11 protein-coding genes and 1 tRNA gene are annotated in these 13084 nt (G+C 51.7%); 7 read left to right on the top strand and 5 right to left on the bottom strand.

What is annotated here, in order from left to right; translation table 11 throughout:
- Positions 1-61 precede the first annotated feature (61 nt).
- The 5 genes from HLUCCO03_RS17490 to HLUCCO03_RS17470 are packed head-to-tail and all read left to right on the top strand — an operon-like array spanning position 62 to position 7540.
- On the top strand, positions 62-1537 hold the full coding sequence (locus HLUCCO03_RS17490; protein WP_027831580.1) for an N-6 DNA methylase: 1476 nt from the start codon (positions 62-64) through the stop codon (positions 1535-1537).
- Complete coding sequence (locus HLUCCO03_RS17485) at positions 1534-2781, top strand: restriction endonuclease subunit S (protein WP_051603821.1); 1248 nt, start codon at positions 1534-1536, stop codon at positions 2779-2781. The genes HLUCCO03_RS17490 and HLUCCO03_RS17485 overlap by 4 nt, the downstream gene beginning before the upstream one ends.
- Before the next feature lie 60 nt (positions 2782-2841).
- Entirely contained in the window at positions 2842-3846 is a 1005-nt protein-coding gene (gene rhuM / locus HLUCCO03_RS17480; RefSeq protein WP_027831581.1) for a virulence protein RhuM/Fic/DOC family protein, read from the top strand.
- Entirely contained in the window at positions 3843-6245 is a 2403-nt protein-coding gene (gene hsdR, locus HLUCCO03_RS17475; RefSeq protein WP_027831582.1) for an EcoAI/FtnUII family type I restriction enzme subunit R, read from the top strand. The genes rhuM and hsdR overlap by 4 nt, the downstream gene beginning before the upstream one ends.
- A 32-nt stretch (positions 6246-6277) precedes the next feature.
- The gene (locus tag HLUCCO03_RS17470; RefSeq protein WP_051603822.1) at positions 6278-7540 is read left to right on the top strand and encodes a pentapeptide repeat-containing protein; all 1263 of its coding nucleotides are present in this window, start codon (positions 6278-6280) and stop codon (positions 7538-7540) included.
- A 297-nt stretch (positions 7541-7837) separates the two neighbouring features.
- On the opposite strand, the gene HLUCCO03_RS17465 is transcribed toward HLUCCO03_RS17470, so the two are convergent.
- The 5 genes from HLUCCO03_RS17465 to HLUCCO03_RS17445 form a co-directional block, all read right to left on the bottom strand.
- On the bottom strand, positions 7838-9559 hold the full coding sequence (locus HLUCCO03_RS17465) for an ATP-binding protein (protein ID WP_027831583.1): 1722 nt from the start codon (positions 9557-9559) through the stop codon (positions 7838-7840).
- Between the two features lie 11 nt (positions 9560-9570).
- Positions 9571-10584 (bottom strand): SIR2 family protein, encoded by a 1014-nt coding sequence (locus HLUCCO03_RS17460; protein ID WP_027831584.1) that lies wholly within the window; start codon positions 10582-10584, stop codon positions 9571-9573.
- Between the two features lie 218 nt (positions 10585-10802).
- The gene (locus HLUCCO03_RS17455; protein WP_027831585.1) at positions 10803-11018 is read right to left on the bottom strand and encodes a hypothetical protein; all 216 of its coding nucleotides are present in this window, start codon (positions 11016-11018) and stop codon (positions 10803-10805) included.
- Between the two features lie 15 nt (positions 11019-11033).
- Positions 11034-11291: a hypothetical protein gene (locus HLUCCO03_RS17450; protein WP_027831586.1), complete on the bottom strand. Its 258-nt coding sequence runs from the start codon at positions 11289-11291 to the stop codon at positions 11034-11036.
- Between the two features lie 293 nt (positions 11292-11584).
- Positions 11585-11661, bottom strand: a tRNA-Arg gene (locus HLUCCO03_RS17445).
- An 88-nt stretch (positions 11662-11749) separates the two neighbouring features.
- On the opposite strand from HLUCCO03_RS17445, the gene HLUCCO03_RS17440 reads away from it, so the two are divergent.
- Positions 11750-12457, top strand: coding sequence for a TIGR04283 family arsenosugar biosynthesis glycosyltransferase (locus HLUCCO03_RS17440; RefSeq protein WP_036197402.1), 708 nt, complete (start codon positions 11750-11752; stop codon positions 12455-12457).
- A complete protein-coding gene (locus HLUCCO03_RS17435) occupies positions 12444-13082 on the top strand; it encodes a TIGR04282 family arsenosugar biosynthesis glycosyltransferase (protein WP_027831588.1) in 639 nt (212 codons plus the stop codon). The genes HLUCCO03_RS17440 and HLUCCO03_RS17435 overlap by 14 nt, the downstream gene beginning before the upstream one ends.
- Positions 13083-13084: the final 2 nt, after the last annotated feature.

The following is a 13084-nucleotide window of genomic DNA, read 5'->3' as shown; positions in this document are numbered from 1 at the left end:
CCTGAATAAGCTGCACGTCTGGATCGCCCCAATTGGATGTCACTTCTCAAACGGAAATTCAATGTTCGAACAAACCTTCAGAAATATCGATGATGTCCTCTGGAAAGAGGCCGGCTGCGCAACGGAGCTGGATTACACCGAGCAAACGTCCTGGATGCTATTCCTCAAGTATATGGACGACCTGGAGTTCGAACGTTCACAGGAAGCAGAGCTGCGCGGCCAGTCCTACCAGTTCATTATTGACAAAGACCACCGCTGGTCAAGGTGGGCCGCGCCCAGGAAAGCCGATGGCAGCTTCGACCACGATTACGCGCTCACCGGTGATGATCTGATCCAGTACGTCAACTTTGAGCTGTTTCCCTACCTGCGTGGCTTCAAGGAGCGGGCTTCCAGAACGGACACGATCGAATACAAGATCGGTGAAATCTTCGGCGAGATCCGTAACAAGTTTGCCAGCGGCTACAGCCTGCGCGATGCGTTGGAGCTGATTGACTCCCTCAGCTTCGGCTCACAGGCGGAAAAGCACGAGCTGTCCCATTTGTATGAGGCCAAAATCCGCAACATGGGCAATGCCGGGCGAAATGGTGGTGAGTACTACACGCCACGCCCACTGATCCGCGCCATGATCAAAGTGATCAACCCCCGGATTGGCGAGCGTATCTATGACGCGGCAGCGGGGTCTGCTGGGTTCCTGTGTGAAGCCCACGATTACCTGCGCTATGGCCCGGACGGGGAGGGCGATGATCGGCGGCTTTCAACAGCGGACCTGGAAACGCTCCAGACCCGAACCTTCTACGCCAAGGAAAAGAAAAGTCTGCCCTATGTGATCGGGATCATGAACATGATCCTGCACGGTGTCGAAACGCCCAATATCGTTCACACCAACAGTCTGACTGAAGACCTGAGCCAGATTCAGGAAAAGGACCGCTACGACGTTATCCTCGCCAACCCACCGTTTGGTGGCAAAGAGCGAAAAGAGATTCAGCAGAACTTCTCCATCAAGACCGGGGAAACGGCGTTCCTGTTCCTGCAGCACTTCATCAAATACCTGAAGGCAGGCGGTCGTGCGGCGGTGGTGATCAAGAACACCTTCCTGTCGAACTCCGATAACGCCTCCAGAGCCCTGCGCAAGGAGCTGCTGGAAAGCTGCAACCTGCACACCATCCTGGATTGTCCCGGCGGCACTTTCCTCGGTGCGGGCGTGAAAACCGTGGTGCTGTTCTTCGAGAAGGGCGCACCCACGCAGAACATCTGGTACTACCAGCTCGACCCCGGCCGCAGCCTGGGCAAAACCAACCCTCTGAATGATGACGATCTGAAAGACTTTGTTGCCCGGCAGGTGAATTTTGGGGAGTCCGACAATTCCTGGACCGTCAGCATCGACGATGTGGATACGGAAACCTTCGACCTATCTGTGAAAAAACCGAACAAGGCTGAGGAAGCACCACTCCGTGATCCGGAAGTGATCATCAATGAGATTGAGACGCTGGATAAAGAGAGCGAGGAGATTTTGGAAGGGATTCGGGGGATGTTATGAAGGCAAGCTGGCAGAGCGTTCCAATCGCGGATCTGGTGGAGAAAATTGAAACCTGTGATCCGCGAAAAAAGCCGGAAGAAAAGTTTCGGTACATTGACGTGTCTTCAGTATCGAGAGCAAGGCTAGTTGTAACCGAGTCTGCCTCATTAAGTGGGCGCGACGCTCCGAGCCGTGCCCGGCGCTTGGTAAGAGCGGGTGACGTAATTTTTGCCACAATCCGCCCAACCCTGAATCGAATTGCTCTAATAGATGGAGAGCTCGATGGTTCAGTGTGTAGCACTGGTTTTTTCGTCCTGCGCCCGAAACGCGATGTTCTCAGCAGATACCTCTTTTATTGGCTCTTGGGCGAAAAATTCACGAGTGCAATGGAGAAACTGCAGAGGGGAGCATCTTATCCGGCAGTGAGTGATAGTGACGTTAGAGCGCAAAGAGTAAATTTGCCTCCTATGGGCGAACAAAAACGTATCGTCGCCATCCTCGATGAGGCCTTCACTGGCATCGATGCGGCGATCGCCAACACCGAAAAGAATCTTTCAAATGCCGGTGAGTTGTTTGAGAGTTATTTGAGTTCGGTTTTTTCCTCAGCATCTCTTCACTGGCGAAAGTCGGCGCTGTCCGATATTTGCTCCATCAAGCATGGATTTGCATTCAAGAGCGAGTACTTTGCAGAGGCGGGCCCCTTTATCGTTCTAACTCCAGGATCATTTTATGAATCGGGCGGTTTTAGGGATCAAGGAAGGAAAACCAAGTTTTATATAGGCGATCCGCCGGCTGAATACATTCTCAGTAAGGATGATTTCTTGATCGCGATGACCGAACAAGCGGCCGGTCTTCTTGGCAGCTCGCTTGTGGTGCCTGAATCACGACGATTTCTTCACAATCAGCGTCTAGGTCTAGTCGTAGTGCGAGATGGAGTGGATTGGCACAATGATTTCTTTTTCCATCAGTTCAACACGCACGGGTTTAGGTCGGCAGTACAGGAAACCGCCTCTGGTGTTAAGGTCCGACATACGTCACCCGGCAAACTCGGGGCCATTCAAGTTTTTGTACCTTCGTATTCTGAACAGGTTGAGATCGGTGAGAAACTGAATATGCTCTTGTCAGAAGTCCGCAAACTGGAAAGCCTGGGGAAGCAGAAGCTTGAATCGTTGACGGAGCTGAAGAAGTCTCTTTTACAAAAAGCCTTCTCCGGCGAACTGACAGATGATCTTGCCGAGAAAGAATTAGATGAGGCCGTCGCATGAGCCAAGCCACCGGCCATGCAACGGGTTTCAAGTGAAAAGTCTCAAGGATAGAGAAATGGTATGACTGAAGAAAAAAGCCCCCCCATCGTCATTTACGAAAGCGCTGATCAGGCGGTCGAAGTGCGCCTGGATGCCGATCAGGAGACTGTCTGGTTGAGCTTGCAGCAACTAGCTGAAGTGTTTGAACGGGATAAATCGGTTATTTCTAGGCACCTGCGAAACATCTATAAAGAGGGTGAACTGGAGAAAGAGGCAACTGTTGCAAAAAATGCAACAGTTCAACAAGAGGGCAATCGCCGGGTCAGGCGGGATATAGAACTCTACAATCTCGATGCTATTATTTCGGTGGGTTATCGCGTCAATTCCACCAGGGCGACCCGGTTTCGCCAGTGGGCCACTCGTACTCTGCGCGAGCACCTCACCCAGGGCTGGACCCTGAACCGCCAGCGCTTTGAAGAAAACGCCCAGGAACTGGAAGCGGCCCTGACTCTGGTTCGCAAGGCCGCCCAGAGTCCCTCGCTGGATACCGACAGCGGTCGCGGCCTGGTGGACATCGTTAGCCGCTACGCCCAGACCTTTCTTCTTCTGCAACGCTACGACGAGGGCCTGCTTACCGATCCGCAGGCGCAGGCCGGAGGCACATTGCCGTCCCTGGAGCAGGCCCGGGCAGGTCTGAATAGTTTGAAGGGCGAGCTAATGGCCCGTCGCGAAGCCACGGAACTGTTCGCCCGAGACCGGGGGGATGGCTTGGCTTCGCTGCTGGGCAACCTGGACCAGTCCGTCTTCGGGGAACCGGCTTATCCCAGTGTGGAGGCAAAGGCGGCACATTTGTTGTACTTTGTAATCAAGAACCACCCGTTCGCTGATGGCAACAAGCGCAGCGCAGCCTTTCTGTTTGTGGACTTTCTCCACCGTAACAGTCGGCTGTTTAACGTCCGTGGAGAGCCAGTGGTTAACGATGTGGGGCTTGCAGCGCTGACGCTGCTGGTGGCTGAGTCTGACCCTGCAAACAAAGATACCATGATCCGCCTGATCATGAACATGCTGGCCGAGGAGGGTGAGTGAGCCACGCAGCACTCAATGAAGCTGAAACCCGCGCTGAATTGATTGACCCGGCACTGAAAAATGCCGGCTGGGGAGTCGTGGATGCCAGCCGTATTCGCCGGGAAGTGATTGCGCCGGGGAGGCTTCAGGGAGGCGGCCGGCGTGGCCAATCGGATATTGCCGATTATGTACTGATCTACAAAGGTCAGAAGCTGGCGGTTATCGAAGCCAAGAAGCGTGCTCTGCCGGTGACCGAAGGGCTGGCCCAGGCCAAACGCTATGCAGAACGACTGCAGGCTCGTTTTGCCTACAGCACCAACGGTGATGGAATCTACCGCGTGGATCTGGCCACAGGTGCGGAGGGCCCGGTAGAGGGCTACCCTTCGCCAGAAGAACTCTGGGCCGAGACGTTTGCGAAGCATAATATCTGGCGTGAGCGCTTCGGTGCCGTGCCGTTTGAAGACAAGGGTGGCTTCTGGGAGCCACGCTACTATCAGCATAACGCCATCACACAGGCTCTGGAGGCCATTGCCGAAGGGCGCGACCGTGTGCTTTTGACCCTGGCCACTGGCACCGGCAAAACCGCCATTGCCTTTCAGATCGCCTGGAAGCTGTTTCATGCCCGCTGGAGCCGGTCGGCCCAGATGTCTGGAGAACCCGGTCGCCGGCCACGCATTCTGTTTCTGGCGGACCGGAACATCCTGGCCAATCAGGCGTTCAATGATTTCTCTGCGTTCCCACAGGATGCTTTGGTTCGCATAGATCCCGAGACCATTCGCAAGAAGGGACGTGTGCCAAAGAATGGCAGTATCTTCTTCACCATTTTCCAGACCTTTATGACCGGTCGGGATGAAAACGGCGATCCGGCACCGAACTTTGGCGACTACCCGCCAGACTTTTTCGACTTCATTATCATTGATGAGTGCCACCGGGGTGGTGCCAACGATGAAAGCAACTGGCGGGGCATTCTGGAGTATTTCAGCCCCGCGGTTCAGCTTGGCCTTACCGCAACACCCAAGCGTGATAACAACGCCGATACCTACGCCTATTTTGGTGAGCCGGTGTATGTCTATTCCCTGAAGGAAGGCATTAACGACGGCTACCTGACACCCTTCAAGGTCAAACAGATTGCCACCACGCTGGATGATTACATCTACACCAGTGACGACGATGTGGTGGAAGGCGAGATAGAGGAGGGCAAGCGCTACACTGAACCCGATTTTAACCGGCTGATAGAGATTGAGGCGCGGGAGAAATACCGGGTCCGTGTGTTTATGGACCAGATCGACCAGCGCGAAAAAACTATCGTGTTCTGCGCCACCCAGGAACATGCTCTGGCGGTTAGAGACCTCATCAATCAAATGAAAGCCAATAAAGATCCGCATTACTGTGAGCGCGTCACGGCTGATGATGGGGCAGAGGGCGAGCGGTTTCTGAAACAGTTTCAGGACAACGAGAAAACCATTCCGACCATCCTGACTACCTCCCAGAAGCTCTCGACCGGTGTGGATGCTCGCAATGTGCGCAATATTGTCTTGATGCGCCCGGTGAACTCAATGATCGAGTTCAAACAGATCATTGGCAGGGGCACGCGGCTGTTTGAAGGGAAGGATTACTTCACCATTTATGATTTCGTGCGGGCGCATGAACACTTCAGCGATCCGGAATGGGATGGCGAGCCAATTCCGCCCGAACCCTGCAGCGTGTGTGGTGAAGCCCCATGCAAGTGCGCCGTTGAACCACCCAAACCCTGCCCGGTCTGCGAGCAGCGCCCTTGTGTTTGCGAGAAAGAACCTCCGGAACCTTGTGGGATATGCGGTGAGCGCCCGTGTGTATGTGAGAAGAAACAGAAAGTGAAAGTCAAGCTGGCGGATGGCAAAGAGCGAACGATCCAGCACATGAGCGCCACCAGTTTCTGGAGCCCGGATGGTAAGCCGATGTCGGCCGCCGATTTTGTCCAGCGCCTGTATGGTGACTTGCCAGAGTGGTTTGCCAACGAGGATAAGTTGCGTGAGATCTGGAGCAAGCCAGATACCCGCAAGAAGCTGCTGGAAGGGCTTGAAGAAAAGGGTTATGGCCTAGAGCAGCTGAGAGAGATCGGCAAGATGATTGAGGCCGAAAACAGCGATATCTATGATGTGTTGGCCTTTATTGCTTTCAATATGCCTCCCATCAGCCGATCAGAGCGTGTGGCCGCTCACAAGGAGCAAATCTATAGCCAACATAATTATCAGCAACACGAATTTCTGGAGTTTGTGCTGGACCATTACGTCGCCAGAGGCGTGACGGAATTAGACCCGGATAAACTGCCGCAGCTGATTGAGCTGAAGTATCACAGTATTGGTGATGCTGTGCGTGAGCTGGGGCCGGTGGGCAATATCCGGGAAGTGTTTGTAGGGTTCCAGAGGGAACTGTATTAATTATCCCAGTCTGAAATGATAAAGGAATAATAGTGGAAGGTTTTCTGGAGTTTTTGTCGGATGATTTGCTGGCTAATGTAATTTCATTAGTTTCTATCTCTGTTCCCGTAATTCTTTTTCTGCTTTACAGGTTCAAGAAAACTGTTGCTAAGGAGCAGGTTGCAATAATAGGAAATCATTTTCGTAGTATCGTTGACCAAATAAGCTCTGGTAGTACTGACTCTAGAGTTGCTGCAGCTATACAGCTACGCCGATTCTTAAACTCTACTACTGAATTTGGCGTCAACAAAATGCCTTATGCTAAAGACTGCTTAGAGGTTACTTCGGCTTTCCTGAAGATTATGCCAACTAGTAACCTCCAGAAGATTTTGGCTGACAATTTAAGGTATGTGCCCAATGAATTTTTGATAGAGGCTGATCTGCAAAGAGTTAATCTATCTAAGGCATATATAAGTGATAAGAAAAAATTTCTTGATTTTTCAAGAGCTGACTTCTTCCAAGCAAACCTCTCTGGTGCTAGCTTAAGAGAAGTTTGCTTAGAAAATGCGCAATTTTACGAAGCAAATTTATCTGGCGCTACTTTGCGTGACACCAATCTTCGAGGCGCAAATTTCCAGTCGTCTGCCATTTTTAATACAGATTTTAGAGGGGCAGATCTCGACGGCGCTAACTTTTCAAATTCAAAAATTTTCAACGCCAACTTTAAGGATGCGATAAATATTGATAAAGCTAAGTTTGATGGCTGTATCGGTCAAGGAAACACTTTTCCGGCAGGGTATGAATCTGAATTCGATTGTTGGAATTCAGAAAGCGCGGAATCAAAAAAAGTATTTGTAAGTAGGCCTGGAATTCTGGATTTAAGACAAAAGAATATATCTGATATTGTAAAGTATAAGCTTGTTAGTGATGGGGTTGATGTCGTTGAGTTGGGTCGTGGTGAATACGAGTCAGCAAACGTAATAACAAAATTGAATGAAATGATTGGTGGTTGTTCCGGGGTTATTGTTTTTGGCTTTCGCTCTATTCTAATAAGAGATGGCGAATATAGGATGGGGACAGATGATCATAGGGTTATAGAGTCCGCATTTGTGTCTACACCATGGAATCAAATTGAGGCTGGAATTGGTATTGCTCAAGGGAAGCAGACCTTGCTGATTCATGACGCAGAAATATCTGATGGATTATTTGACCCAATGGTGCAAGACAGCCTGATTCAAAGAGCGGAGTTGCAGCCAGATATGAAAGAGACCTCCAAGGCTGTGTCGGACTGGATTCGCATCATCTCGCCTAAGTGAGGCGTTAATCACAGATATTTAAAGATTAAGCGAGCTTGGATGGCCTTGTGACGTTGTCTGAGACAACCAATCTCAGGCCACGTATTCGAAGCGTTTCGATTCTGTGTATTAGCTTGGCCTATGGACAATATTCTTAAAGCTAGTTGGTATTCCCCGGGGAATACCATACCATGGTCAAGTAGTCAGATCGTCGCTGGATGTCGATAGACCCGTTAACCGACCCTTTCCCAGATTTTTGGACAAGGGACAGCGCCAAAACCGCTTATTGAGTTAAATAGAACCCAATAGATTAACGAGTTACTGTAGTGTTTGTTTTCTCCAGTTATCAATAGCAGACTTTAATCGATTTTTAGCAACAGGCGCTTGCCATTCGGTCCAGAAATCGACGGTTCCACTGTTGGGCTTATTTAATGGCTCGTCCACTCTTATTCGTGTTGGCAAAAGGCTTGCGTCTCCCACGACCAGGGCTTCGCCAGTATCCAAAGTAGGAAGAATATCGCTGAAGCCGCCGAGGCTGTCGGGAAGCAATCTCTTCACAACTTGTTGGTCCTCGGCGTTGGTTAATCGCATTGAGACGAAATTGCTGCACTGACTGATCAGTGTTTTGTTTACTTCAGAAGGGCGCTGGCTAATCACTACTAATCCGAGACCGTACTTTCGACCTTCCTTAGCGATTTTCTCGAAAATATCGAGAGAAACGTTATCTGCAGAAGATGCTTGCCCTCGTTGCGGCATATAGACATGAGCCTCATCACACAGGATAGCAAGTGGGTGTCGAGCATCGGGAGGCGTCCATTGCTGAATCGAAAAAGCCATTCGAGCAACAAGTGAAACCACCAGCGGTAAAACGTCCGAAGGAACCTCTGAAAAATCCACAATCGTTACGCCGCCTGACGCTGTCTCAGACGCGGCACCCATTAACGTTTCGGTTAGTAGTTGCAACCAATCAAACTCCAGTGTCGCGGGACCACCTTGGAACATGAAGCCAAGTCGACGATCAGAGGTTTTATTTTCTAGCCGCGAGATCATTCTGGAAAGTTTGCCGTGGAAATCGCCCTGTTTGGTAGTGCCAGCTTTGGCACCCGGGATCATCTCTTCATTGATTTCCCGCAGGCTATCCAGAAACTCCTCTAGCCCAAACGGAACGGGGCTATCGATCGTGAAATTGGCAAGAACATCATCCTTGCCTTTGTTTTGGAGATAACGCTGCTTTGATGCGTTGATTTCCCGTGCCATTATCATTGCCTGATTGGGGGCATTCTGATCAGTCCGATCGACAAAAAGAGATGTCAAAGCCTCATAGCTAAGCAACCAATAGGGCAGGTGGATTACACTGTCTTCCAGCCCCCTAGATTGCTCAATATCCTCCGGACCCGCGATTCGCAGATGTTGAATCCGGTCTCCTTTGAGAGGTTTATATTCCCCATGCACATCAAAAACGATTCCGTTCACCGTGGCGAGAGTAGACATCTGTTCCAAGATTTTTGCAGTGGTCCACGACTTTCCAGAACCTGTGCTCCCCCCAATGAATGCATGCCTCTGAAAAAACTTATTACCGTTCAGAAAAGCCTCTGCATTTTCATCAAGTGTATAGGTGCCTAGTTTTAGTGAGCTGCCATCAGCAGCGACGCTAGCGAGCGTCCTCATGAAATCGGTTAGTTCTTGCCCCTCCAATGCGAAGCACAAAGCATCGATTTCGGGGACGCTCTCCAGTGTTCTGCGGAAGACATTGCGTTTTTCTCCTTCACGATTAAACATTGTCCCAATGAGCGCGATTTTACAGAGATTTAGCTCCTGAGCTTCGTCAGTATCCTCATCCAACCCTGGAAGACGCTTACGAGTGACGTTTGTAATTGAACCAATCATGTGTCGTCCAGGCTTACTCTGAAGGGCGACCAGTCGGTTTACCTGAAGTCTTCGAAGGTGGTCGGCATCTTTGACTTCCACTGTCACTGTCCCTGTGTCAACACCCAGGACCGTACCCAATGCATCCTCAGCCGTGTATTCAAATAAAGACATCCTGTGTCACCTCAAATAATGATTGTGTTGAAGCCGTCAAGGCTCCAAAGGTTCTCTTGGACCGCGATTGGTTCATCGGCAAGCGAGCTATAGACGATTGATTCATCATCCGAGGCACCGCGCTCAATAGCGATATAATTTTTAATATCACCCTGGAGCAGGAATTCTCGGGCGGATTGAGTTAAGTCCCTGGTTATGACCGTGATTGGAATGCGGTCGCTTGTGCACCGATCTTTTAACTTCGGTTGAATATGTTCGTCGTTAAATCCAAAGCCCACGCAGAGGTAGCTCTTTTCTCGCATTATTGCTCTGTCAGCTTCTTGGATTACTGTTCTGAAGGGTTCACCATGGGTTAGTCGATATTTCTCAATGCCCGGTGTCACTATCTTTGGGACGTGCGCGGCTGGTATTGATCTGCTTCGAGTAAGGCCAATGGTTGTCTTGTCTGGCCCGTCAAACCAGTCAATTGAGCCATGAACTTTCCAAATGTTGGCCTGTTTGTCAGTTCTGACCCGGCCCTTAGGAGACATGGTTCTCAGAGCGCCGAAAGAAAACCCCGTGAAGTGATGCAATTTAATTTGCTCACAGGCATATTCTGCCAGACAGTCGTAATTGGTTGTTATTATAGATATCTCGTTAATGTCACTTCTTACGATCTGTCTAAGAAGATCGCTGAGGGCAAAGCGATTATTGTCCGCCACACCCTCCAAAAATACTTTCTCATCTGCTGGGCATATCAGTTCCCAGGTACTTTCTACAACGCGAGATGTTATGGTAGTACTGAGTCTTGCTCTGTGTAACGCCTCCTCAAGTCCTGTGTCCTGTTCCAGGAGTTTGCAGAACAGAGACCATCCCTCTATCTCTTCGCCACTCAAATCGTCTGTTTGTACGGTAGCGATGAGGTGGGTGCCGAGCTGGCCCATGCCAGGTATCCCATAAGCAGCTGATGCACCGCTACCCAGTACTATGGCGGGGCCTTTTGCGAAATAATCTTGCACTTGTTTCTTGAAATCGAATTCAGACATGAACGTCCCTGTATTCCGCAACTTTCTTGTGTGCTTTGTGCTCTGAGTTGTCTGGGACTGCGGCTCTGCGAGGGGGCACAGCTGTAGCTACAGACAGAGCGAGACTCAGCATATACCAGGGAGGATGGTTTTTGAAATCCAAGAGGGACATAGGTTTAAAGCGACAAACGTAAATGCCCATCCTCGCCTTTTAGTCATAGGAGGATGGGCATTTCGTCTCAGTGTAGGACTCGTCCGGTACCAATCGCGTCGTGTTGGCTGGAAGAGTAGTCAACGGTCGCGTAGAACTTATTTGGCTCCTCAGAATTCTGGAAGAGATCGAGCGTAATCCAGTCCTCTCCCCGTCGCATCTGGACGGTGAGATTGATCTCCTCGCAATTGAATTCCTTGGTGAGCGTCGCGGTTAGGTTCTGGGTTTTTTTCATGAAATCCATACTGAATCCCTCCGATCAGAACCAGACGTTCTTTTTGATAGTGCCCAGCTGGTTCGCCGCGCTGGCGGTCGCTGGTGTCAGGTGTGACAAGGAGCTGTCACCGGTAGTGCCATCGCTGTAATTCTGGAGATTGTCGCCGATCACGAGGCTGGTGCCGTCCGAGCACGACACCCGCACTTCGGCTTTGCTCAGCTCGAAGTTGTCGAGAGTCTCCGCCAGTGCATTGGCCTGTTTGAGCAGGTCGGTAATCTGGTCAATCAAGTGTTTCATCATTTTGGAATATCCTCTGCTTGCTTCTTGAATTGGTCACGCCATTCGAGACCTATTTCGACGTTACCCCATTTCGTCGTTCTAGCAAGCAAATAGATTTTGGCCGGACCGTGTGCTTGAATATGTTTGAAAACAGAGAGATATCGCGTCTATTGGAAAATGGCGGTCGCAAGTCTTAGAAATTACGTGGCTGGGGAACGAAGGTTGTGGCTAAAAATTGATCGTTTTAGGGTTGAGGGGTAGGTTGGTGGGTAATCCAGATTTTAGGATCTAACTAATTGATTTTAATTATAGGATGGTACCCCCGGCAGGACTCGAACCTGCTACCTTCCCCTTAGGAGGGGGACGCTCTATCCAGATGAGCTACGGGGGCATCTCTGCAAGAACGGCGGTATGATAGCGGCCTGAGGCCTGCGGCTCAAGGTGTGTTGCGGATTCGTCGTTCTTTTGCGGAGGGTGTTTTGACTGAACCGCTTTCTCTGAGTGTGGTTGTTCCCGTGTGGCAGGAGGCGGCTACCATTCAGGCTTTCCTGAAAACCCTGCAGCCCCTGCGTGCTGGGGGTCATGAGGTGATTGTGGTGGACGGCGGCAGCGACGACGGCACGGCGGATCTGGCGAAGCCCTGGTGCGATTGCGTGCTGGTTGGCGGCAGGGGCCGTTCGCTGCAGATGAATGCGGGGGCGGAGGCGGCACGGGGTAATGTGCTGCTCTTTCTCCACGCGGACACCCTGTTGCCGGGTTCGGCCCTTGATCGCCTCGGGCAATTTGTCGCCAGCGGCGCGCAATGGGGCCGTTTTGACGTGCAGCTGAGCGGCAACCGCATGTTATTCCTTGTGATCAGCTGGTTTATGAACCATCGCTCCCGTTTGACGGGCATTGCCACCGGTGACCAGGCTATTTTTGTCCGCACACCGGTATTCCGGGCGCTCCAGGGTTTTGCGCCGGTTCCGTTAATGGAAGATGTGGAGCTCTGCAACCGGCTTCGCACGGTGTCTGCGCCTTATTGCATCAAGGATCCGGTAATAACCGACAGCCGTAGATGGCAGCAGGGGGGTGCCTGGCGCACCATTTTTCTTATGTGGAGGCTGCGTTGGCGGTATTGGCGGGGCGAGTCCCCGGAATCGCTGGCTGTGGCCTATCGGGCGGATGTACGTAATGGGAAAAACTGAGCCGGATTCGGTACGGGTCATGCAGTTCGCCAAGTGGCCTGAGGCAGGCAAGGTCAAAACCCGGCTGATGCCGGAGCTTGGCGCGGAAGGGGCGATGGATGCTCATGTGAGGCTGAGCCTGGCCGTGCTGGAGAATCTGGTGGCCAGCGGTTATGACGTCCGGTTTCTCTGGGACCGGCCGCTGGATACGGCGCCGTCAGCCGCATTGCCGATTATCGAGCGGCTTGAGGATTTCGGGGTCGGGCAGTCCTGGCAGCAGGGAGATATGCTGGGAGAACGTATGACCCGGGCTCTTGCGTCCGGTTTGGAAGAGGTTGGCAAGGCCGTGATCGTGGGCAGCGATTGCCCCTCGGTGGATGCGGATTACGTCCGCCAGGCGGTTGCTGCGCTGGACGATGTGGATGTGGTGCTGGGGCCGTCGGATGATGGCGGTTATGTGCTGATCGGTGCACGGAAGCTGGCGCCGCGCATGCTGGCGGATGTTGCCTGGGGTACGGACCAGGCGCTGAGACAGACCTGCGACCGGCTCACCAAGGCCGGTTTGTCGTTTGCGGTGCTTCCGGAAAAGTGGGATGTGGACGAGCCTGCAGACTGGCGCCGGTTTGTTGGCCAGCCTGCAGGCTGAAT

Origin of the sequence: Marinobacter sp. HL-58, assembly GCF_001314605.1 — a bacterium.
Classification (GTDB): domain Bacteria; phylum Pseudomonadota; class Gammaproteobacteria; order Pseudomonadales; family Oleiphilaceae; genus Marinobacter.
The sequence above is the reverse complement of the archived record's forward strand: the minus strand, read 5'-3'. Positions and strand labels throughout refer to the sequence as shown.